The sequence below is a fragment of the Flavobacterium sp. T12S277 genome, assembly GCF_048514875.1.
Taxonomy (GTDB): Bacteria; Bacteroidota; Bacteroidia; order Flavobacteriales; family Flavobacteriaceae; genus Flavobacterium.
In genome coordinates, this window is record NZ_JBLYEG010000001.1 from 81,558 (window position 1) to 106,578 (window position 25,021).

The following is a 25,021-nucleotide window of genomic DNA, read 5'->3' on the forward strand; positions in this document are numbered from 1 at the left end:
AAACCAAAATAATTACTAACCCTCAAAACCAAACATTATGAAATTGAAAATTACTTTAACACTTGCTTTTCTTTTAATTCTCTTAAAAGTTCAGGCGCAGACTCCTTCCATTAATGAGAGCAAAGTTCTCACCTTCGAGAATAGTCGATCGTATCAAAAGAAATACAAAAATTTAATTGAAAGAGAAATAGATAGAATTCAGGAGGAGAAAAAAAAGTTTTCGGAATCTCTTGCTTTTAAAACCACAGATGCCGAAAAAGTGAAAGTTTATGATTCAATTACGAAAAAGGATACTGAAATTAACAAATTGAAAGTCAAACTGGAAAACCCGGCCAGAAATATTTTATATAAAGATTATGACGATCTGTATACCAGACTGATAGAGCAGGATGAAAAAAGTATTAAATTACATGAAAAAGCCATTGCAGATAAAGGGGACAAAATAACGCTGAAAGAATTAGATTCAATTGGAAAACTAATCGAACAGAAACAGGCCGAAAAGCAGCAAAAAATGCTGGAAAAGGACGAAAAACTTTCGGCTCTGGATAAATTTGACTGGGTACTGCCTACATGGGAACGAGCTGGCCGAAAAAAGTTTTTTGCAGACATGTATAGCAATAAGACTGATCAACCAATCTTTTTGAATTCGGTCGCATTGAACAGCAATAGCGATGCTGCCTCTGTTCAAAATGAGATTGTTACTGATAATTTATGGGCGTTTCGACTTACTTTCGGGAGTGTACTCTCAGTATCTTCTGGATCTAAAAATACAGGAAAAACAGTAGAAGAGAAAGAGGAAAAAGACAAATATAAAGCGGAGCAGGAAGCATTGAGCAGGTTGGTAAATGGAGGTGGTAATTTTTATCTGGAAGCGCTTTTGCCTCTTTTTTCAACCAATCAAAGTAATGGAGATCAGATCACTTCTTATACGTATGCCAATGTTAGAGGAGCAATGGATTTAAAAGATCTTAGCAGTAATGTTGATACCTCAACAGGTAACGGAAGTGTTGGAATCAATTCTTATTTCGGGGTTTCTTCCGACAATAAAAGATTTAATTTCTTTGTTCAGGGCGGTATGAATTTTACAGTTGGAAATAAAGGTTTTTATCAGAATTTGGGGTTGAGTCATGAGAAGCCTTTTTTGAATGGAAAAGTGATAACTGGGGTTACTATTTTAAATAAATTTCGTCTTTCGGCAATTATAAGTGCATTTGGAAGCGACGAGAAAGTTAGAAGTAACAAAGTAACAGTCGGAATTCAAATATTGTAAAAGATCATAAAGATCCGGAAATTAAAAAACCTCCAAAATCAATCGATTTTGGAGGTTTTTTTTGCGGTAGACCGAACAAAGTCAGGAACTGTTATTCTTACAATTAAAAACGAGTCTATTATATTTTGTGCTGTAAAAGTTATTTTTATTTAATTATCTTAAAATCAGGTATTTGTACTCTTTTTTGCTTAATTTAGTTTAACGAGTTTTGTTGTGTTTAAAATAAAATCCTACAAATGCGCTAGGTTTTGTAGGTAAATAATAGCGACGTATTAGTGTTTATGATTGAGTCAACTCTTACAATATTCTACCAATTATTTAACCTTTAAACAATTCAAATTATGGAAACCAGAAGCCCCCCTTTTGTTTGTAAAGATTTTTGAGATATAAAAAATGATTAACCCCTTAAATCAGATTATATGAAAAATTTATACAAAATTATGCTGCTTTGCGTCTGCGGAGCTACTTATGCACAAACCCAAAATGATATTACCAAAATTCGATCGGGCAGTAACTTGTCTGAGCTTCAGTCTTTAAGTGTACGCTACCAAGCCGAAGCCGACAAGAACAAGCAAAGAGTTAACAGTCTGGCCAAGATAAACGGCTGGAAAACCTCATTTTTGAATAAAAACGGAACCTCAAGTGAATTAGTAGATGTGAGCGCAGATGGAAAAACGCCCATTTACTATGTTACAGAAAATGTAAATGCCGCAAAATCAACGCGGGCAAACTTCCTGAATTCTGGTGGTGGTTTGGGATTGAACCTTAACGGACAAACGATGACCGCTTATGTTTGGGATGGAGGTGCTACACTTCCTACTCACAATGAGTTTGGCGGAAGAGTGTCAATTGGGGATGGCGTTACTGCTATTGTTACTACCAATAATAACAGCCAACACGCCAATCACGTAACAGGTACCATTGTTGCGGCAGGTACTGTAGCGGCCTCTAAAGGAATGGCGTTTCAGGGAAATGCCAGAACAAATGAATGGACCAACGATTTGACTGAAGCGACTACTGCAGCAGCAAATGGAATGTTGATCTCCAATCATTCCTATGGATGGGCTACAAGAAATTCGGCCGGAACGGTTTTGATCGCTCCGTGGCAGTTTGGGGCTTATCAAACCACTGCGAGAGACTGGGACATTCTGATGTTTAATGCCCCTTACTACCTGCAAGTGAAATCAGCCGGAAATGATGGCGGTGATAACACGGCAAACACAAGTCCGTTAGGTGGTTTTACTGCTTATGATAAACTGACAGGATTTTCGACTTCTAAAAACAATCTGGTAATTGCTAATGCCAATGATGCCGTTATAAGTGCAACAGGAGCTTTAACAAGTGTTACCATTAGCGGATCCAGCAGTCAGGGACCTACAGACGATTTGAGAATCAAACCGGATCTTGCCGGAAACGGAGCCTCCGTTTATTCGACAGCCACACTTACAAATCCGATAACACCATTAACGAACAGTAGTTATGGTAATGCCAGCGGAACTTCTATGGCCGCTCCAAACGTGACTGGTACTTTACTTTTACTGCAACAGCATTATAAAAATCTGACCGGAAACTTTATGCGTGCTGCCACTCTTAAAGGATTGGCGCTGCATACCGCAGACGATGCCGGAGCCGTTGGACCGGATGCTATATTTGGATGGGGACTGTTGAATGCAAAATTTGCCGCAGAAACCATTACCAAAAACGGAACTGCGTCTATCGTTCAGGAAAGTACATTGGTTAACGGAGGTACTTATACACTGTCCGTAACCTCAGACGGTGTTAATCCGTTAATCGCATCTATTTCCTGGACAGATCCTGCAGGTGTTGCATACTCAGGCAGTACTCCAAATATTGGTACAGCAAAATTGATAAATGATTTAGACATTCGTGTAACCAATGGTGCCGGTACTAATTTTCCATATCGATTATTAACTGCAACAACAAATGGATTGGGTGATAATACCAGAGATCCATTTGAGCGTATCAGAATTGTTGGAGCAGCCGGAACCTATACCATTACAGTAACTCATAAAGGAAGTTTGGTTAATGGCAGTCAGAACTTTTCGACTGTTGTAACCGGAATTACAGTACCGGATTTATACGTAAAAGACAGACCGTTTGATGTTGGATTACAACCTAATCCGGATTCAGGACCTATGTGGATCAGTGATGATATCTGGGTAAGACAAACGATTGACGGAGGAACAGTACATGAAAACCCTGAGTTTAAATTAAGTTCACCAAACGGAGTTTACGTTAAAGTTACTAATAAAGGAACCGTTGCCAGTGCTTCCGGAAAAGTGAAACTGTATTTTGCAAAAGCTTCTTCAGGATTAACATGGCCTACCAACTTTGTTAATTTTTATGTTGGACCTGTATTGCATGGTGATTATATTGGAGAGGTAGCTATCCCGGCAATTGCTGCAGGTGGAAACGCTACGGTGGTTATTCCTTGGTATCCGCCAAATCCTGCTGATTTCACTTATGATGTACATCATTTTTGTTTAGCTGCAAGAATAGAATCATCAGAAGATCCTATGTTTAATGAGCAAAACAATGTTAGTATTGCGGTTAATACAAAAAACAACAATAACATTGCCTGGAAAAATTTAAGTGTTTACAACCTGAACACGACTGATTTTGTTCCTCCAACAGCCGTATTTATTAGAGGAATCAGATCTAAAAACATTAATGTAAGATTTATAGACAAAGGATTTAACGAACAGCTTAAGAACAATTTCTTTGAGCTAGGCGGTACCATCGAAGCGACACTGGATCCGAAATTATTTGAAAGAGCGCAGGCCAATGGAAGTTTGAAAGGAGTACAGATTTTAGATAAAAATAAAATTCTTATCACGTCAAGAGAAGGAGCAATTGCAAACCTGCCAATTGATATTGATGAAACTTTCGGAATAACCTTTGATTTCAAGGTAGCAAAAGACTTCCCGGCTGAAGAGCAAATTACCATAGATCTTGTTCAGGAAGATGCCAGAACGGGTGAACTTGAAGGAGGAGAGCGTTTTGCACTGGTAAGAGCTAAAGCCAACACTAAACCGGGTGTTATAGCACTTGCTGAAGCAGCTGAATCGCGTATTGTTACTATTTATCCGAATCCTACAAACGGAATCTTTAAAATAGGAATCAACAACGAGGAGCAGGGAACTTTAAGAATAACAAGTGTTTTCAATAGCGTTGTTTTTGAAGAAAAAACGAATAAACAAAAAGAGTTTAGTGTGAACATCTCCAAACAAGCTCCCGGAATTTATATCGTTCAGTTTATTTCTGATAACGGAAAAGTAGTGACGAGAAAAATAATTAAAAACTAATATTTTTCTATTGAACTGTATATCCCTTTAAGGAGTATATGAAAATGAAGAAAGTCGTCTCAATGTAAAAGTTGAGACGATTTTTTTTATATCCATCAATTAAGGATCAGCATTGGTCTATAGGTTATCTGTGGGAAAAACAGAAGCGGTTAAGTTGAAAATATTTCAGCTTAACCGCTTATTAAAAAACTATAATCATTTATAAGGAATGTTGTTTTATTTTCACGGATGAATTTTTGCAACATACGAAGACACGGTTACGGTATCCGAATCATTTTTAACCGTATAAACGCCTAAAATACTATTTTGATAAGCCGTATTAGCACTTGTACTGTCAGCTTCCGGAAAATCAATATCTATCCAGTGGGCTTCTCCAAATGAGCCATCTGAATTTCGATTGACAGCAACAAAGGAAGCGCCCATATCTTTTCCGTTAATACTAATCCAGTCAGACGGCATATGATAACCATTACCTTTGGCAGCAGTAATACCTTCAAAATGTGTGACTACAGACAGAGCAGTTTCATTCTTATAACTAAACGACTTTAAATTAGTTGTTTCCTTCGTTTTGGAATTATAATCCACCAAAAAAGCCTGGCTTATTTCCCCCAGTTTAGCACTCGAATAACCGCCTGCCATAGTGTAATGATCACCTCCATTGTGCCAGATACCGTACAAAGTAGTCGTTAAGGAATTGGGAACTTTAAAATCGATATATTCTTTAGTGACAACATCATATAGAAACGCATATCCATTCTTGTCGTTCTCTACATCATAATTTCCAACAGCGATTCCGCCCATTATGCTATGAACAAATACATTATTGGTATTACCGTCGTTTGGCGACACCTGAATCCAGGTTCCTGAACCATCCACTGGTCCTTCGTAATAAAAACCAAGGTTTCCGCTCGGAGCTTTACCGGTAGAGGCAGAGATTTTATAAGAACCAACTAATTGTACTTTGCCATCATGCCCGTTATTAGGGCCATAACAAGAGGTATTGATAACCGTTGCTGTTGGTGTACTTGGAAAATTTACAATGTTCCATTTGCCTTGATTACCACTTCCATTAATTGGGCCTTCATAGATTAAGCCCTGAACAATATTGTCAAGGCCTATTAAACTGCCTGAAATGTATACATTTTCAGATCCAGTTACACCTCTTACGCCTTGTATGCTGGTTTCTCCGCCAGCAGGATAATTGAAATCGGTATACTTTGCAGTATTGACTTCCAGATTTATATTTTCTGACATAATTTTTCTTTTTTGATTATTGCTTTACACTTTTTTAGCACCGTGTTCTGTAGTTGTTTTTAGTTAAACGTTGTGGTACTATAGACATCTTTTGGAGCATTTACCCAAAGTTTTTCAACCTCCAGCTGATGCAATTGCTCTTCTAACTCGTGTCTGATTTCACTGTAAGCCGGATCATAGGCCAGATTGGTGATTTCCAACGGGTCATTCACTAAATCATACAGCTCATATTGTTTGAAATAGGCTGTCGCAGCATCAAAATAGTAGTCAAATTTCCATTTTTCGGTTCTGATACAACGAATGCGATTGGCTGCTCTTACGATGGTCCAGGTACTATTTGATCCGGCTTTGATATCATCATAAGTAAACAGCAGACTATGCTGAACCGGTGTATTGTCCTCCATTGTAGGCAACAAACTCGTACCGGCAAGCCCTGTTGGTGGATTGGAAACATTGGCCATCTCAATAAAAGTAGGGAAGATATCAGCTAATGTTGCTAGGTTCATCGAGTGTTTGACAGGATGGTTCTTAAACAAAATCGGATTGGAAATGACAAGAGGTACTCTTAAAGCTTCTTCATAAGCGACAAAAGTTTTTTGACGTAATCCACCATGAGCGAGTCCCATTTCTCCATGATCGGATGTCATGGTCACGATGGCAGAATCGGCCAGTTTATGCCCCTTTTCATCTTCCTTATACAGTTCGTCAATCAGATAACCATATTGTTTATCAGCGAGACTTAATAAATAACCGTAGAAATTGATATAATTCAGTTTGTCTTCGGTGCTATTGATTGCTCCGAGGGTTAAAGCCATATTGATCAGGATTTGTTCCTGTGCCATTGGTTTTTTATTCTCGAGTAGATTCTCATTTACGGTAGCAGGAAGGCCGATCTCTCTGTCTAGCCAACTGTCGGGATGATATCCTGATGTACCTGCTGTATTCGGATAAGCCAATACATCGTGTGGATTTACGAGAGACAGAATCAAACAATAAGGTTTATGGTTTCCGGTGGCTCTTTGAGCTCTTACTTCCTTTAGATATTGAATTGCTTCGGCCGTATACCTTGCATCATGGTTGGCATATCCGCCCCCAAAATTAAGCGGATTGACATCTTCACCGGCATCGGGAGCAATCCAGCCCATAGCTCCATACAATGCAATATCAGCAGCGGTTAAATCTTCATAATTTGTTTTAGTACCATTAGGGGCAACACCTTTACTCATGTGCCATTTTCCGCGGTATTGCACATCATATCCATCGGCCCAAAGTGTATTCATAATATTGGGTAGCGCATTGCTAAGCGTAGGTTCCTGAGGTGACAACAGACCACCTTCGGTCAGGGTTTGGCTTACACCATGTTTCGCAGGATATAAACCTGTAAATAAGGTCGAGCGGCTAGGGGAACACATGCAGGTGTTGCAGAAAGCACGGTCAAAACTAAAACCATTTTGTTTCAGAAAAGTCAATGTAGGAAGGTTTTCCTCTTCCCATCCCGGCGGGAAATGTTGCGTAGCACGTTGCTCGTCGGTAATAATTAAAATCATGTCCGGCTTTTGGCCAATTTCGTTAAGTTTTTCTTTTAAGTTCATTGTTTATGGTTTAAGGGGTTAATAGAATATACAATTGTTGATGTATTGATGGGTAGTCAATAATGTTATGTGAGTTTGAAACAATCTAAAAAAGGAGATGCTTGAGGTACTTTATAGAATCCGGGCGCGAAGAGGGAATGTTAAGATGCAGGTGTGGAGTAAAACGCAAAAGGCTTATATACAGTGTTATAATCAAGTTGTTGATTTGATTAATAAGAATAAAATTACAATAAGTAAGCAGATTTGAATTACGTATAAATACCTGTTTTGAAGTGCATTAGGTAATTTATTAGAAGATTAAAGTTAGGTGATATTTAGATATGCATGTATTATGATAAGATTTTTTCCCACCAAAATAACATTTAAACATGTATATCCTTTTTTATACTTATTGATGTAAAGTTTAGCTTTTGAGCATCACTAAAATTGATGAGTACGAAAATATCCCTAAAAGTTGGTATTGCATAGGGCTAGAATTATAATCAAATTTGGTAAAGTAACAATGATTGAAAATAGAGTATTTGGTTTAAAATCAGCTATTTATTCAGGTTGCTTGCATTTTGAATTAATCTTTCATTGCTGTTCTCTAATTTAAAAGGAACAGAAGTACGTTTGAATCTCTGTAATTATTTGAAACGTGTAACATTATTGATTCAGTCAGAATTATATGCTAGAATTTTAAAAGTTTTACTAATCTAAATTCATTAAATTTATGATTCATAATTTACACAGGGCAATTTGTATATTTGTACTTATAAGTGCCACAATTTTATTTTCAAGGTGTCAAACAGAAGAAACCGAAAGTTTAGACAATGAATATGTCGTTTCTGAAGCTAAAAAATGGTTGGAGAATAATAACCTAAATTTTGAAGCATTTGCGTTTACAGAGCATATTGATTGGGAGAATGCCATCGTAACTAATGGAACAGAGGGGAAAAGTATAGAAGTTCCTTTGGTACTGAAAGCCAATACCAATACCAATGTTGTTGCCGATCAAGAGTATAAAACCCATATGAGATTATTATTTATTCAGGGGATTGACGGAACATTTAACGTGTTTAATGTCGTTTATACTACAAAAGATGATTCTTTTAATAGTAGTGAGAAGTCATTTAATATCCTTGATATTGGTTCTAAATATTCAGGTTATATTACGATTCAAAAAAGTGATACTAAAATTGCATTTTCAGGGCATTACGAAAAAGGAAAACTATTAGGATTGCATAATTTTGATAAAGACGAGAATAAAACTAATAAACTTGTCTGTACTTACTATGTCACGGTAGGTTCTTATACCAAATGCAGCAGTTGGGTATGGTATCCTGATTATAGTCCTGGAAATCTTCCTCCGGGCTATATGCCGGGAATCTCAGGCCCTCTTTATCCAGAGGATCCTCCGCCTGTTGATCCTTGTACTGCTGCAAGAAATACGAGTTTCATAGCAACAGATAATGGCTATTTAAGTGCTAAAGCGGCAATTATGCAAGCTAGTGCTGATGGTAATGAACATAGTATTACTTTAGGTTCGGCATTTAATGGAGAATATACACAGTCACCTATGAATAACGGAGGAACAAATGGAGTTCAGGTAAATCAGAATTGGCCCGGAGCTTTTGGGGCTATGCACAACCATCCGAATAATTCACCACTATCTGGCGGAGATGTATATGCAGCGGTAACATTAAACAAAAACAACAGCGATTTTACTATTTCTTTTATTTTTACAGGAGGTGAAACGTACGCCATTGTAGTTACTGATTTAGCCGCAGCAAAAGCTTTCGTAGAAGCATATCCGGCTGATATTTCGCCTATTTACCCACCAGAGTTCCCACAGGTTATCTTTGATCAAATTCAACAGGTGAGGGATAAGTTGGGAGAGTCTAATGAAGGACGAACAAAAGGCATAGCTTTAGTTTTAGATAATAATAATGCCGGTATTACATTAATGAAACAAGATAACGACGGAAATTTTAAACGCATTAAAATTCAGCAAACCACAAACTCAGACGGCTCTGTAACATTTTCACCCGCACCTTGCAATTAACTTTAAAATTTAATAAAAATGACTAATACTTTCAAAATTTTTGCAACCTTATTATTGGTAATAAATACTAACTGCAAAGCACAGCAAATGGTTCAAGTCCCAATGGACGTTTATAAATTAAAAGCTAATGAACAACAATTTATCAATAAGCCCTTAAAAGATCTTCTCATGGAAATAAAACCAGAAATAAAATATGTGTTGGGTACGCCAGATTATCCTCCTTATTTCTCTTTCCGATTTATCACACGAGAAGAGTTGATTCGTAAACCAATAACTGGAGTTACATTAGGGATATATGTATATGTAAAAGAACCCTTAGACTGGAAATTTGACAATAGGCCTAAAGATACTGCCTATCAATGGACAAAAGAGGATATAGAAAAATATGGCAATCTTACTGTAGTTAGGATTAAAGTTAGCGGTAACGAATAATAACAGAGTAATTTTTATTAATCTTAGAATCATTGATGAACACTCGATATAATTCCAACCATTCTTAGAATAGTTGGAATTATCATTAATTAAAGTACGGTATTTGTAAAACATTTTGTCGTGACCATTCTTTATTATTTAAAAACGAGCAGAATTATGTTCTAATTTCCTTTTAGTAAATTGATACTTACTGTCGCGATATCAGCATCGGGAAATCGTTTAAAAATCGATTTATCCGGAAATAATCCTGCCTCTGCAGCAACTTTATTAAAAACATCTATCTCAACAATATACTGGTCCGAAAAGCCATGAGTAGCATCATAGGCTGTTGCGGGAGTTTTCCCGATATTGTCGGCAGCAAGTTTCGGATCTATGGTATGCAGTTCAATCAGCAGCAAGCCAAATTTGCGCACATAGGGCGACCATTTTTGTAAATGTTCCAGAAGATTGTCTTCGACCAGATTGTTACTGATTCTTTTTCCTCTGTAGGCAAATGCACCGGTAGACGTACTGATTCTGTCTTTGTTAATGTGTTCCGGATCTTTCCAAACTCGATTGTGATCTAAGAAGGTTCTTACGTTAAGCAAATCCTTCAGATCAATATTGTAGTTTTCTTTCAGATCTTCCGAAAGCAGTTGTGGGCGTCCGATGTCTCCCCAAATGACTTTTGCCCAAATGTCGGCCTTGATCAAATTGGCTCTGGTTACTTTTAATGCGGCCTGATTATAATCGGCTCCAACCAAAAATAAGGGATAATCGTCAAGCATTTTTCCGCGTAACGTTTGTCGGTCGATTACTTCAAAAATATGCTGAAGAAAAGCACCGTTGCCACAGCCCATATCAAGAATTCCTTTAGGCTGTTGTTCGATTGGCAGATTAAAAAGCGTAACGATAATCTCATCTACCACTTTAAAATAAGTGTCGTGAGCACCGCCGCTTCCCCAAACGTTCATTTCACGGTCAACATGAATTTCGTTCTCGCCGTCGGTTATCATTCTTAGTACAGCAGGATCACCAAATATTAATTCTTCGATTTTGGCAAATGTTGGCAAGTAAGAAACCGTTACACCATAGGCACTGGCTCTTTTGGCATAAAAGAGACCCGTTTCGGTAAACTGGTAGTTGCCATTTTTTTCCAAAAACCATCCAAGATGTACAAAAAAGTCTAGTATTTTTTTAAAATTTTCAGGAGATTTATGAAACTCTTCGGGCTGGAAAGAAGTTTCCATGAAGTATTTGTGAAACATTCCTTTCATGGCCAGACGAACAATTGTAGGACCAATTAAATGGCCTTCGATATGTTTTAAAATCTGTTCCTGAATACTATTTTTTAACGGATTGTCAGAAGGGAGAATTCCATATCTTTTTTTATATTTTTCAAAGATAACATTGAGTCTTTCAAAAGGTACATCTTCAAAAAGCCGTGGATGAAACTGTACCGAAAACTGAAGGAGATCCACAACATCCTGATAGAGATAAAACAACGAGAAAGCCGTTTCGGTTTTTTCATTGACGGAGATCGTAATTTCCTGTGTACCGTTATCGACTTCATAATCTAAAAAGCCCTGGGAAGCCAGAATTCTTAAACCGACATTCAGATAACCTTCATTTGCTTTAGAAACCGTTACCAGCTCTGATAATTGGACTTGTTTTTTGTTTAGTATATACTCTAAAACAGCGTTGTTTTTTAGTGCTATTGCTACGGGAGCAACGGCTAAGCCGTCAAGATGTCTGAAAATAGAACTTCGTAATTGTGATTTATCGGTCATAAAATAAGAATGATAGTTTGTTAAAAATAGTGATTTTTTTTGACCGAAGATCAATACTTGGTTTCATTTTTTAAATCGCCTGTTTTAAGATTTCTATTACAGTATTTTTATAGACCGAGTTTTTTATTTTACTAAATGGGTTGAGAGAATAAACTAGTTCACAGCCATTTTGTTGTACTTATTGCGGTATTCGATCGGATTTAAACCTGTTACTTTTTTAAAAATGGTACGAAATGCTTTGGTGTCGGTATAACCTACATCGTACATTACCTCATTAATATTTTTGCGGCTGGTTTCGAAGCTTTTTTTGGCAAACTCAATTTTCACGCGGTTGATGTATTCTAAAACAGAATTGTTGGTAGCGGCCTTAAACCGTCTTTCAAAACTTCTTCTTCCCAGTAATACCAAATCTGCCAGTTCATCTATGGTTATTTTCTCCTGTATATTGTCTTCAATAAAGTCCTGTACTTGTTTGATTGCTTCGTCGTTGTGATTTTTCTGCCCCTGAAACATCGCAAAAGCGGCCTGACTGTCTCTGTCAATATCGATCGCAAAATATTTGGAAGCCAATATTGCTGTTTGTCTGTCGGTATATTTTTCAACTAAGTGCAGTAGGAGATTCCAGTACGAATGCGCGCCACCACTGGAGTATATTCGGTGTTCTTCGGTGATAATGCTACCGTCTATGACTTCTACTTCAGGAAACATTTCGCGGAATTCATTTTGAAAACCCCAATGTGTAGAACATTTTTTTCCATCCAATAAACCGGTAGAAGCCAGTAAAAATGCCCCAACACAAAGCGAAGCTACTTCAGCTCCTTTATGATAGTGTTCGTTTATCCAGGGCAAAAGCTCTTGGTTTTGAGCAATTGCGCTTTTCATATCTCCAAACAAGGCAGGAATAACAATCAAATCAGTGGTTGTAACCTCTTTTGTAAGCTGAGAAGTATTAACCGAATACAGTCCGTTATTGAGTTTGACTTCTTTTTCTAAACCAACGAGCTGTACATCAAACAATAGAGGTTTGCCCGATGCAGTCATAAACTGATTGACTGCCGAAAATAAATATTGAGGATCTGCTATAGCCTGCAGAACGGAGCTTTCAGGAACAAGAATACTTACTTTTTTTATCATCTTCTTTATTTTTAGAACTGGCTGTAGGGGCTTACTTGTTGTACAAAACCCCTAAAAATCACATCGTTTGCCATTTTGCAATTTCAAAGATAAAGATAGTTTGTCGTAAATGCCCTTTTTGTTGTCGTTTTTGCATATCCGCATTCTGTCATTTCTGCTCCATCTTTGTACTATCAATTAACAACTAAAAAAATAGAACAAATGGCAACAAAAATTTTCATCAATCTGCCGGTAGCAGATTTACAAAAAGCAATGTCTTTTTACACAGCAATTGGATTTACAAACAATCCTCAATTTACAGATGCAACAGCAGCCTGTATGGTTTTAACCGAAGAAATTTATGTGATGTTATTAACACACAGTAAGTTCAATGAGTTTACCAACAAAGAAATTGGCAATGCTTTTCAAAAAGCGGCGGTAATTAATTCATTGTCAGTAGACAGTATTGATGAGGTGGATACCATGCAAAATAATGCATTAAAAGCAGGCGGAAAAGAAACAGCTGAAGCAAAAGACTACGGTTTTATGCAACAGCGAAGCTTTGAAGATTTAGACGGACACCTTTGGGAGGTTTTATACATGGACCTGGCCAAAATCCCACAACAATAACAGTATCCAAATGGCACAGCTTAATTCTTATTTAACATTTAACGGTAACTGCAAGGATGCAATGCTATTTTACAAAGCATGCCTTGGTGGTGAACTCGAGCTACAAACGATAGCCGATTCGCCAATAGGGGAGCGCCTGCCGGAGAAAATGAAAAGATGTATTTTGCACGCCACGCTTAAAAGCGATACTCTTGTGATTATGGGATCGGATATGGCTCCGGAAAACCTGACAAAAGGGAATGCCTTTTCGATGATGCTCACTTTTGATAGTGAAGAAGAAATCCGAAAGGCTTATGCCGACTTATCGAAAGACGGTCAGGCGACCCATCCGTTAGAGAAAACTTTCTTTGGAGCTCTGTTTGGACACCTAACAGATAAATTTGGACATCAGTGGATGCTCTGTTATTCGTCTGAAGAAAATAAACCCTTAACCGTTGGGTGTAATTAGTTTTGATAATTATACCCAATTGGATAAGCTCCTTTAAAAATGCTATGAAACAGGAGCTCGTGACAAACTATTTTTAACCAACAATCTTTACAACTATGAAAAAAGATAAAATACTATTCTGGACCACAACAATTATCATTTTTATTATGGAGGGCATTATCCCGGCCCTAACTTCGCAAACTGAACTTGCCAAACAAGGGATCAGTCACATGCAATATCCGGCTTATTTTGGTAACGCGTTAGTAGTTTTCAAAGTGATTGGAGCACTTACCGTGATTATCCCGCAAGCGCCAAAATTTGCGAAAGAGTGGGCGTACACCGGTTTTGGCTTTGTGTTTATTTTTGCCAGCATCAGTCATTTTGCTGTTGATGGATTCGGATTTCAGGCGATACTGCCTTTGATTTTCCTTGGTATATTAGTGATTTCATACAAATTGTATCATAAATTGTATCAAAAGGAATATGCAGTTTCAGCAGCTTATTAGATCTGTTAAAACGGTAGAGATAAGCTTTAAAAAGTAAAAGAGACGACTATGCAGGTCGTCTCTTTTACTTTTATAGCATTTAGAGTTGGTATTTTTTTACGCCTAATATCTATGTTTGGATGTGTTAGATCAATTGTACTTAACGGGGGTAATTTCATCTAAAAAACTATATGGGCCGAGCCTACGGCTCTTTTTATTATGATGTTCATTTTTTTACGACGGATTAAAATCCGTCGCTACAATATTATTCGAGCCGATGGCTCTTTTATGCTTATGCCTATTTTTTATGACGGATTAAAATCCGTCGCTATAATTTGAATCGAGCCGATGGCTCTTTTACAAGGTTAGTCTTTATCTCAAAAAAAAACTATTTGGTCATTAAGAACCATACAATTAAGTTCCGAAGGAACGACAAATATTGTAGCAACGGATTTTAATCCGTTGGAAATAAAACGTATTCAAAATAAGTTCCGGAGGAACGATACATTTCGCGATAATTTTAAACCATGCCAACGATTTTCAATTTAATCGGTTAACAACAAAAACAACCGTATAATTAAGCTCCGAAGGAACGATAAAATTTGTAGCAACGGATTTTAATCCGTTGAAAATAAGACGTATTCAAAAAAAGTTCTGGAGGAACGATACATTTCACAACAATTTTAAAGCAGGACAACGATTTTCAATTTAATCGGTCAACAACAAAAACAACCGCATGATTAAGTTCCGAAGGAACGACAAACTTTGTAACAACGGATTTTAATCCGTTGAAAATAAAACGTATTCAAAATAAGTTCCAGCGGAACGACACATTTCACTTCATTTCTGTGTAATTATAAGGCTTTGCAACAGAAAATAGTTGACACATGACATTAAATCCCGCGTTCGTTGCATCTTTTTTATCTCTATTAGAATCAAGCATTAGCTTTACTACAAAAGCAACTAAAGAGACAGTCCGGCTAAGACTTCCAAACTAAAAGTAAAAGACAATCTTAGAAAACAGTACCGTATAAAGCTGCTTCATTGAGTTCAAGTTAGGGCGGAATCCGAAAAGCCTATGAGTAGGGCAAATGCAAATTTAAATTATGGAAATTAAAGAAATCGTTAGGCAGGAAGTATTACAGAACTTCATGGCAAAGGGAGCAAAAACAACGGCTACTGCCACTTCAAAAATGGTAAAGTACACCGATGATAAATTAGAAAAACTGCTTGTATTTGATGTTACGACCATAGCAGAACAGCTAACTCCTCAGGCGCAATATACGGTTGATCAATGGACTCAAATTTTAAGAAATCCGGAAAACATCAAAATTCGTTCTGCGGCTGTTGCAGATCAAAAAGCGTATTTTACGGAGCAGGAAGTTAAAGACAATGTTTCCAAAATACTAAGTCTTTTCCTTGATGGAAAAGAAGTCAGAATCCCGCTTGTTACTAAGAAAGATCAAACTACGAATGATTATTATAGTGACGTTTTTGTTGAGATGAGTAATAATTTTTATAAATTTTATTCGCTGAATGCTATAAAAGACGGAAGGGATTCGGCACAGGAAGTCATTACAAAGCTGTCGGTACTCAATGATAGCCTGGCCAGTTTTGATACCGACTTTAGAAAGATGGACAGGGATGCCGGTTCCTTCTGGAGACCTGACAATCCAAAGCGATACGACAATGTTCGAGGCTCACTGAATGAGTGTCTGAGAATGCTGGGACTGACTCGCGCTATGGCTAAGAATTATTTGGAAGTACTGGATAATATTCTGCCTGTAATAGCAGAGTACAGTAATTTTATAGACCTGGTAAGTTCCAGACTTCCCGATTTAAAAATTGATTCATCCTTTAACCTGCAAACACTTACGGAGAAAGAATTTTATCTTTTTGGCTGGATTACTTTAGGGACCAATTTTTTTGCCGGTGTAGCTACTGTTGGCATGCTAGGAGCCGCGCTTGGGCCATTGGGCTGGATTGTTGCAGGCTTAGCGGCCATACTTTTGATTATTGGTTCGATAGATTACATTATTAACAGTATTTCTGCGGCCAACGATTTAATGGATTGGTACGAGAACACACAGAAAAAATTAGACGAAACAACTAAGAATCTCAATGAGCTGTACGGACAATTAAGCTATTCAAAAAGGCTTTTTGATGAAAACTGGATCGATTTCCAATCGCTTGCAAATAGTTTGAAACAGAATGATCTGCCTGTAAACAATGGAGATCAGGTTTGTAATATTTTTAAATTGTACATCGGATCGTTTAACGAGAGATTGATACAGGAAAAGCAATTGTTTTTGGATATGGCGAATGCCGATGGACTTGCCTCTTTGGTACTGATTAAGTCCAAAAGAATCATAGATGATAAGTACCCTTATCGTGGAGAACCGGACGATGACGATGAAAAAGAGGTTTGGTTAAACTCCAACAGTAATAAAATTAAATCTTTAGCATTCAAATGGTTATTAGAAGGTTATGCAAAAGCCGAAACTGATGCAGAAAAACGACACTCTTTTGAGGTTGAAATAGATAAAATAAGTGATCATCTGTCTCATGAAGAACTTAACCGATTGCTGATTACGTCAGTTTTTGTCCATGCTGCATCACCGGAGGAAGTTCTGAAAGAAGCGAAATTTAATGAGACATTAGTGAACAAGATCAGATTTGAATTGATACAAAACTTAGTAATTGCTGCCTAAGGGTTGGATCAGGATCAGAAAAAAGAGTTTTTAATTTCAGGAAATCTTTAAGACCGATAAGTATATAAATAGAATTTTACCCCTAAAAAGCCGTCTGATCCAGACGGCTTTTTTGTTTTTTGCGAAGTTAAGAATCTCTTAAAAACGATTCTTTTTTGGGACTTTGATTCTTTGATGCGGAGTTAGGGGAAGGGTGCTGTATATTGTATTTTGTTTATTTTAATTGTTTGTTAAATAGCTGTTTAAGTTAATTTATATCAATTGTAACTTTAGGTTTATTGCAAAAATCTGTATTTGAGGCCATTTTTAAAGAAAAGCAAATTAACAGACATTGCATTCTCTCATTTTAGAAAAAATCTTACATAGCAAAGTAAAATCAATTGGATGTTAACTGTTTTGTTTTTAGTAGTTTATCCTTTTTTAGTTGTTTTTTTTAACATTTTTTATATAAAAAAAAGAGTTAAAATTTTGGCATTCGTATTTTTAATATACTTTTGTTCTATCAAATTAGTAGAATATAAGAATCACCGAATTTGTTCACTTTTGAACGAACAGGAGCCCAATAGAAAGGCCATTTTCGATAGGGTATCGGGAGAAGTGATCCAATTCAAATAATAATAACCCAAAATAAAAAGAAAATGAAAAAGCGAATGTGTAGCTAATAAAAAACCATTTCTGCGGGAACAGAAATGGCGAAGCTTAAAGAAATTGTACATCTCTATAAGGACGGGCGGAGTATATCCGGCACCGATCACCTTATTTATTAAACTAAAACAAAGTAATGAAAAAAAAATTAAATAGATATATAGCATTATGTATTTTGTTGATTTCCACTGGAATTAAAGCACAGGAAACGAAACCGCTTATCCAGTCCAAACTTGAAGGAACAGTAATCGATGCTGCGACAAAGGAACCTATTATTGGTGCTTCGGTGAACATTAAAGGGACTACACACGGGGTGGTAACTGATTTTGATGGAAGATTTCATTTCCAAACCGGGCAAAAACTTCCTTATACCTTAATCGTAAGCTATTTGGGGTATAAAAAAGCGGAAATTGTAGCCAGTGAAAATTCGGTTACCGTTGGCCTTACACAGGAACAAAACGCACTGTCGGAAGTAGTGGTTACCGCATTAGGTATTACGAAAGAGAAAAAATCGTTGGGATACACTACTCAAGCACTTAAAGGAAAAGAGGTGTCGGATACAAAAGAAACCAACTTTTTAAATAGCCTTAGTGGTAAATTGGCGGGTGTTCGTATTACCAATTCACAGGGAGATATGGGATCTTCACGTATTGTTATTCGTGGTGAAACTTCTATATCCGGAAACAATCAGCCACTGTTTGTGGTCGATGGAGTTCCGGTAGACAACTCACAGTTAGGTGGCACTGGAGGAACCACTCGCGATTTTAAAAATGCGATTGCCGATTTAAATCCGCAGGATATTGAGTCATTAAGCGTACTGAAAGGACCTAACGCGGCGGCTCTTTACGGATCACGTGCGGCACATGGGGTAGTTTTGATTACAACAAAATCAGGGAAAAGCCAAAAAGGATTGGGGATTAGCGTCAATTCTGGAATTACCATCTCTCAGGTAGCGACTTTGCCTAAATTTCAAAATTCATTTGGACAAGGATCAAACGGAAAGTTCAGCTTTGTAGACGGTAAAGGAGGTGGTATCAATGACGGAGTGGATGAAAGCTGGGGACCTAAACTGGACGGCAGACTTATCCCTCAATTTTACTCCAATGGTGTTGCTGTGCCTTTCGTAGCACATCCAAATAATGTAAAGGACTTTTTTAATACCGGTGTCACTTATGACAATAGCGTTTCTATCGCGAAATCGGATGAAAAATCAGATTTTCGTTTAGGAATAAACAATCAAAAACAATTGGGAACAGTACCTAATAGTGAAGTAAACAAAACGAACTTTACGGTTAATACCAACTACCAAATCTCTAAAAATATAAAAGTAGGGGTTACGGCCAACTATATTGTGACCGATGCTCCAGCCTTACCGGGTGGTCCTCAGGGTAACCGTGCTGCAGGTGTAATGCTTCAATTTCTTTGGTTCGGACGTCAGGTAGACATCAACGAACTTCAGAAGAACAGAGACGTGAACTGGAACAACAGTTATTACAGCAATCCGTACTGGAATGCGTATTACAACACCACCAGCCAACAGCGTAACCGTATCATTGGAGACATTCATTTGGATGCCAAGATTATCGAGGGTCTTAATTTCAAATTCCGTACCGGAGTTGATTATTACAACGATCGTAGAAAGTATACGATTAAGTACGGTACAAACGGAACGCCTTTCGGATCATATGCAGAAGATGCTTACACCGTAAACGAAAGAAACACGGAGGGGATTTTTACTTATACTAAAAAAGTAAACGACGATTTTAGTGTGGATGCTCTTGCCGGATTCAATATTCGTAACCACAGTGATGCGAACAATTATCAAAAAGCACCACGTTTGGCTGTACCGGACTTGTATACGCTAACCAATTCAAGAGACCCGTTGACTTCATCGAACTCAATTTCGAGATTAAGAGTATACAGTGCTTATGCTTCGGCACAATTTGGGTATAGAAACTATGCTTACCTGAACGTAACTGCGCGTAACGACTGGTCATCTACATTGCCAAGCAGCAACCGTTCTTATTTTTATCCTTCCTTTAACGGTAGTTTTGTAGTTTCTGACGCCTTTAATTTGAAAAGCAATACACTTGATTTCTTAAAACTTCGTGGAGGCTGGTCGGAAGTAGGTAACGATGCAGATCCTTACCAATTGTCTACTGTTTATGATTTTCAAACTGCCTTTGACGGAAACCCGATTCAAACCTCGGCTAAGAAAAAACTGAACGAGAACCTGAAACCTGAAACGACACGTTCTACGGAATTAGGTATAGAATCTTCTTTCTGGAAAAACAGACTGCATTTGGATGTGGCGTATTACAACACCAATAGTTTTGATCAGATCTTAGAAATAAAAACCACAGCTTCCAGCGGTTATAACTCGCAATTGATCAACGCAGGTAAAGTGAACAACCGCGGTATAGAAGTTCAATTGGATGGAACTCCTGTTCAAACCGAGGATTTCAAATGGAATATCGGGGTAAATTACTCTAAGAATATTAGCGAAGTAAAGATTCTGGACTACGACAAACAGATTCAAAACTATACCATTGGTTCTTCAGGAGGTGTTGATGTGTTGGCTTCAGTAGGGCAGGCTTACGGTGCTCTTTATGGCACAGCGTACCAGCGTGATGCCAACGGAAATATAGTTGTAGGCGCTAACGGATTGCCTAAAGCCGATCCGCAAAAGAAAGTATTAGGACACTATACTCCCGATTATTTAGCGGGTGTAACTAATACCCTGACGTATAAGAATCTTGAATTTTCATTCCTTATTGACGCCAGTGTTGGGGGTGACATTTATTCGGGAACCAATAGAACAGGTACTTATACCGGTGTATTGGCGGAGACATTAGCAGGCCGTGATGCCGCAAATGGAGGTTTAAATTACTATTATCCAAACAACAACTCGGCCAATCCGAAAACATTGTTAACGGGTGGCGTAGCTCCAAATGGAGCAACGGTATATGATGATGGTGTTATTTTTAACGGAGTGTACGCTGACGGAACTCCAAATTCTCAGGTGATTAGTGCACAGGAGTTTCACAAAGCATCTTACAACATTAACGAAGCCTACATTTACAGTTCGACTTTTGTAAAACTAAGAGAGGTAAAACTGGCTTATAATTTCAACAAGAAATTTGCTAGAAAACTGGGATTAGAAGGAGCAAGTATTACAGCTGTAGGCCGTAACCTGTTATTTATCTATAAGGATGCACCAAATATTGATCCTGAAACGGCTTTCACTACCGGAAATGCTCAGGGATTGGAGAGCTTAGCTTTGCCAACGACCAGAAATTTCAGTCTGAATGTTAATCTTAAATTTTAAAAAAAAGAAATCATGCTAAAAAAATTAGCCTATATAACTCTATTTGCGGTGTCGCTTACTTCTTGTGGGGATACGCTGGATGATCTTAATAAAAATCCAAATGCAACCGAAACACCACTGGCACCTTATCTGTTAACCGGAACACTAAAACAGGGAGCCGATTTGTACTGGGGATCTGATAATAACTTTAATGCCTCTTTATTATTTGTTCAGCATTGGGCTAAGGTTCAGTACACAGAGCCGGACAGGTACGATGTATCAAACACCTCTTTCACTACTTTGTGGAATACAGGCTATGCCACCTTAATTACAGATTTGAACACCATTCTGAAATTTTCGGATCAGCAGGCTAACCCAAATTATAAAGGAATTGCACTAACATTGCGCTCGTGGACATTTTTATTGCTAACAGATGCGTACGGAAGTATTCCGTACAAAGAAGCAGGCTTAAAAGTAACACCGGCCTACAATACGCAAAAAGAAGTGTATACAGGATTACTGGAAGATTTAAAACAGGCGCAGTCTTTATTAAATCCGGCAAGTGGAAGTGTAACGGGAGACTTGGCGTATAAAGGAGATATCACAAAATGGAAGAAGCTGGTAAATTCACTTCGTTTGCGTATCGCATTGAGAATCTCAGACAAAGAACCTGCATTGGCCAAACAAGCTGCGATTGAAGCAACAAGCGATGCTGCGGGAGTAATTAGCAACAATAACGAAACCTTTAAGTTTACGTTTACAAGTTCACCTCAGCAAAATCCTGCTTCGGCCTGGTTTGAAACTCGTGATGATTTTCGTATTTCGAAAACTTTGGTAGACAAGTTAAATGAATTATCCGATCCGCGTTTACCAGTTTATGCTCAGCTGCCTACAGATCAAACTGTTGGTAAGTATGTGGGTGGTGCAAACGGATTGTCAAACAGTGATGCTAACAGCCAGGGGTTTGCTAAGACCTCAAAACCGGGAACTTACTTCCTGACTTCATCGTCACCGGCTGTAATTGTTTCCTATTCTGAAGTATTGTTTAACCTTTCTGAAGCGGTAGCACGTGGTTATATTGGCGGAGATGCCGAGCAATTGTACAAAAATGCAATTACTGCCTCGTTCAATCAATTTGGAATCACAGATGCGACTACAATCAATAAATATTTGAGTCAGGCTACTGTAAAATATGATGCAGCCAACTATGCCAAATCAATAGGTACACAAAAATGGATTGCATTCTACGGACAAGGTCTTGATGCTTTTGTGGAATGGAGAAGACTTGACTATCCGGTATTGAAAGCTGGTCCGGCTACGGTTTTGAACGGGCAGATTCCTTCGCGTTTCTTTTATCCGGGAACAGAGCAGTCACTGAACGGAACAAGCTACCAGGCCGCAGTATCAGCTCAGGGGAAAGATTTACTGACTACAAAACTATGGTTTGACGCCAATTAAATCCTATTTGGAAATAATTGATTTATAAAAAATGTTTTTTTTTGAGAAACAGCCCTGCACTAAACCAATGGTGCGGGGCTGTTTGTTTTAGGGTTCTGAAGGTCAGGTAGCTACAAAAAAGCCTAAATTTCTATTTCATTTCCCATTAACGGAACAGTACATTTAAAATGATAGCGATGCTGAATTTTGATTCGCAGTTCATCCGCCGGCAAATTTTCGCCATGTACTAAAAAGACACATTTAGGAGTGTTGGTAAGAGCAGACAGCCAGTTTAAAAGATCATTTTGGTCTCCGTGTGCAGAGAGACCTTCTATCTGAAAGATTTTGGCTCTTACGGTATAGTAATTTCCATAAATTTTAATTTCTTTATCCCCTTCCAGAAGTTTTCTTCCGCGCGTACCTTCTGCCTGATAGCCCACAAAAATAACAGTTGTTTTTTCAAGACTAATATAATGTTCAAAATACGACAATACCCGTCCACCTGTTGCCATACCACTTGCAGCAAGAACTACTTTAGGCTGAGGATTTGCAATAATACGCTGCGTTTCCTCGTACTCAGAAACAATCCTAAACATTTTTGCCATCTCATGACAGTCCTCAACAGACAGTTTGTGCCATTTTAAATTCTCTAAAAATACGTGCAGGGCATTGGCGCCCATTGGAGTATCGAGTATATAGGGAACGTCAGGAATTCTGCCTTCGCGTTTGAGCTGCCACAACAAAAACATGACTGATTGGGCCCGCTCTACAGCAAAGCCCGGAATGATTACGGTTTCATTTTGTGCTATAGCAGCATTAATAGGTGTTTCAAGTTCTTTCTTTACATCTAAATTGGGATGCAGTTTGTTGCCATAGGTACTTTCCAGAAAGACATAATCGGCCTTTAGGGGTTTGGTTGGCGGAAACATCAGTACATCGTCATCACGGCCTATATCGCCCGAAAACACCAGAGTTTTGCCCTCGGCAGTCAGCGTAATACTGCAGGCTCCTATGATATGTCCTGCATTTTCAAAAACAGCGGTCGTATCCTCCGCAATCGTTACGGCTGTATCAGGGGGGACGACTTTAAAAAATGACATCACAGCCTCAGCCTGTTCTACGGTATAAAGCGGCTCTGCCTGTGTGTGTTTCGAATATTGTTCCTTGTTGGCCCTTTCGGCTTCTTCCTCCTGAATTTTAGCACTGTCCAAAAGAACCAATTTGGCTATCGATTTGGTCGGACCGGTACAGTATATTTTGCCTGTAAACCCCTGAGCGACCAACCGTGGAAGCCAGCCACAATGATCGAGATGACCGTGGGTAAGCAGGACAAAATCGATACTGGAGGGTAAAACAGGTAAAGGATCCCAGTTGAGTTCCCGAAGCGATTTTATCCCCTGAAAAAGACCACAATCAATCAGTATTCTGTTACTTTTTGTTTCGATCAGCGTTTTAGAACCGGTTACAGTTCCCGCGCCTCCTATAAATTTTACTTTCATGTCAAACAAGTTTACAAATTTGTGAAGCTTCGTGTAGTATATTTTTGATTCGGTTTTGGCTAAGTCCTATTTTAGACAGGCTTTGCGGATCATCAATAAGATCTTTAACCAATATCTGATCCAGAAAAAGCAGTTTTTCTTTTTCAACAAGTGATAAGGTGGTGAGACAGGTAATAGGGTAGAGCGCTCCTTTGTCTATTTTATTTTTAAGACTATTGTCTTGTGGATAATCCCAGCTTACCAACGAGATTCCGCTGCAACTGGCAAAATCCTGCGCGTCTTTGGTAAAACGATTGTTGGTGACAATAATGCAGGAATTAATACTTTCGTTATTGGTAAAAATAGTGTGTCGGTTTGCCTTAAGGTCATTAAAACGGGAAAGAATGTACATCGGGACTTTTACATCCGAAGAGCCTTCTTTACTGCCGTGAAACTTACATTCAATCATCGTAATCAGATTGTCTTTCATAATAGCCACATCCACTTCATGTGAGACACACTTTCCTTGTAGGGTTAAATTTATTTTGGCTTTATAACCGTCTGCGGCATACAGTCTGGCAATGAATTTCTCAAAGAAAAAACCGGCAGGACCAAGCATTTGCAGCGCCAGCCTGATATTGTAACGTCCTGCATGTCCATTTGCCGCTTTTTTTAGAATAGCAAAGGCCATTTTGTAGATTTCTTTGGTGGTAATACCCTCATAGATTTGCTTTTCGATTTCACCCAGAGATTCCTGAATAAGATCGGGTGCAGCTCCCGATTTTTTTAGAGAAAGCTTTAGTTTTTCTTTGTCGAATGGGACTTTGTGCCCGGAGTGCTTCGTTATTTTCATCACAGACAATGCGTTTAGGAGCTGATTCTGTTTATCAAAAATGAAAAACAGCAGATTGTTGCTATTGAGTTTAAGTTCCCTGTATTCGTTTTTTACAGTAGGTTTTGGGAACGGTAATTAGGATTTTCGAACTTTATTTGTTCGGTTGCTCCTGAAACTGGAAAATTGAAGATTTGGTAGTAAGTTGGCAGAAGAACGGTTACAGATGGCAACAGGACACTGTCAATTACAACTTAATTGCTATTAAA

16 protein-coding genes are annotated in these 25,021 nt (G+C 38.1%); 10 read left to right on the plus strand and 6 right to left on the minus strand.

Translation table 11 applies throughout. The annotated features are described in order from the left end of the window. The first annotated feature begins 37 nt into the window (after positions 1–37). On the plus strand, positions 38–1,270 hold the full coding sequence (locus ACN1CN_RS00305; RefSeq protein ID WP_419134217.1) for a hypothetical protein: 1,233 nt from the start codon (positions 38–40) through the stop codon (positions 1,268–1,270). Between the two features lie 419 nt (positions 1,271–1,689). Continuing rightward, positions 1,690–4,596: a S8 family serine peptidase gene (locus ACN1CN_RS00310; RefSeq protein WP_419134218.1), complete on the plus strand. Its 2,907-nt coding sequence runs from the start codon at positions 1,690–1,692 to the stop codon at positions 4,594–4,596. A gap of 222 nt (positions 4,597–4,818) precedes the next feature. Here the strand turns inward: ACN1CN_RS00310 and ACN1CN_RS00315 are convergent, their stop codons facing one another. Both ACN1CN_RS00315 and ACN1CN_RS00320 read right to left on the minus strand, forming a co-directional pair. After that, positions 4,819–5,850 carry a hypothetical protein gene (locus ACN1CN_RS00315; RefSeq protein ID WP_419134219.1) on the minus strand — a complete coding sequence of 344 codons (1,032 nt, stop codon included), beginning with the start codon at positions 5,848–5,850 and terminating at the stop codon, positions 4,819–4,821. Positions 5,851–5,909: 59 nt separating this feature from the next. Continuing rightward, on the minus strand, positions 5,910–7,442 hold the full coding sequence (locus ACN1CN_RS00320) for a sulfatase-like hydrolase/transferase (RefSeq protein ID WP_419134220.1): 1,533 nt from the start codon (positions 7,440–7,442) through the stop codon (positions 5,910–5,912). 712 nt (positions 7,443–8,154) lie between these two features. On the opposite strand from ACN1CN_RS00320, the gene ACN1CN_RS00325 reads away from it, so the two are divergent. Beyond that, positions 8,155–9,486: a hypothetical protein gene (locus tag ACN1CN_RS00325; RefSeq protein ID WP_419134221.1), complete on the plus strand. Its 1,332-nt coding sequence runs from the start codon at positions 8,155–8,157 to the stop codon at positions 9,484–9,486. An 18-nt stretch (positions 9,487–9,504) separates the two neighbouring features. Next, a complete protein-coding gene (locus ACN1CN_RS00330; protein ID WP_419134222.1) occupies positions 9,505–9,918 on the plus strand; it encodes a hypothetical protein in 414 nt (137 codons plus the stop codon). Between the two features lie 161 nt (positions 9,919–10,079). On the opposite strand, the gene ACN1CN_RS00335 is transcribed toward ACN1CN_RS00330, so the two are convergent. Together ACN1CN_RS00335 and ACN1CN_RS00340 are read right to left on the minus strand one after the other, a co-directional pair. Further along, positions 10,080–11,687, minus strand: coding sequence for a class I SAM-dependent methyltransferase (locus ACN1CN_RS00335; RefSeq protein WP_419134223.1), 1,608 nt, complete (start codon positions 11,685–11,687; stop codon positions 10,080–10,082). Between the two features lie 153 nt (positions 11,688–11,840). Beyond that, positions 11,841–12,821: a GlxA family transcriptional regulator gene (locus ACN1CN_RS00340; protein ID WP_291286699.1), complete on the minus strand. Its 981-nt coding sequence runs from the start codon at positions 12,819–12,821 to the stop codon at positions 11,841–11,843. Positions 12,822–13,022: 201 nt separating this feature from the next. Between ACN1CN_RS00340 and ACN1CN_RS00345 the strand changes: the two genes are divergently transcribed. The 6 genes from ACN1CN_RS00345 (at position 13,023) to ACN1CN_RS00370 (ending at position 22,463) form a co-directional block, all read left to right on the plus strand. Further along, positions 13,023–13,430 (plus strand): VOC family protein, encoded by a 408-nt coding sequence (locus tag ACN1CN_RS00345; RefSeq protein ID WP_263360901.1) that lies wholly within the window; start codon positions 13,023–13,025, stop codon positions 13,428–13,430. 10 nt (positions 13,431–13,440) lie between these two features. Then, a complete protein-coding gene (locus ACN1CN_RS00350; RefSeq protein ID WP_419134224.1) occupies positions 13,441–13,878 on the plus strand; it encodes a VOC family protein in 438 nt (145 codons plus the stop codon). Between the two features lie 95 nt (positions 13,879–13,973). Further along, positions 13,974–14,363, plus strand: a complete 390-nt coding sequence (locus tag ACN1CN_RS00355; protein ID WP_419134225.1) for a DoxX family protein — start codon at positions 13,974–13,976, stop codon at positions 14,361–14,363. A 1,085-nt stretch (positions 14,364–15,448) separates the two neighbouring features. Next, entirely contained in the window at positions 15,449–17,053 is a 1,605-nt protein-coding gene (locus tag ACN1CN_RS00360) for a hypothetical protein (RefSeq protein WP_419134226.1), read from the plus strand. A gap of 781 nt (positions 17,054–17,834) precedes the next feature. Next, complete coding sequence (locus tag ACN1CN_RS00365; protein WP_419134227.1) at positions 17,835–21,026, plus strand: SusC/RagA family TonB-linked outer membrane protein; 3,192 nt, start codon at positions 17,835–17,837, stop codon at positions 21,024–21,026. A gap of 12 nt (positions 21,027–21,038) precedes the next feature. After that, positions 21,039–22,463 carry a SusD/RagB family nutrient-binding outer membrane lipoprotein gene (locus tag ACN1CN_RS00370; protein WP_419134228.1) on the plus strand — a complete coding sequence of 475 codons (1,425 nt, stop codon included), beginning with the start codon at positions 21,039–21,041 and terminating at the stop codon, positions 22,461–22,463. A 122-nt stretch (positions 22,464–22,585) separates the two neighbouring features. Here the strand turns inward: ACN1CN_RS00370 and ACN1CN_RS00375 are convergent, their stop codons facing one another. Then, positions 22,586–23,941 (minus strand): MBL fold metallo-hydrolase, encoded by a 1,356-nt coding sequence (locus ACN1CN_RS00375; RefSeq protein ID WP_419134229.1) that lies wholly within the window; start codon positions 23,939–23,941, stop codon positions 22,586–22,588. 1 nt (position 23,942) lies between these two features. After that, the gene (locus ACN1CN_RS00380) at positions 23,943–24,773 is read right to left on the minus strand and encodes a restriction endonuclease (RefSeq protein ID WP_419134230.1); all 831 of its coding nucleotides are present in this window, start codon (positions 24,771–24,773) and stop codon (positions 23,943–23,945) included. Positions 24,774–25,021: the final 248 nt, after the last annotated feature.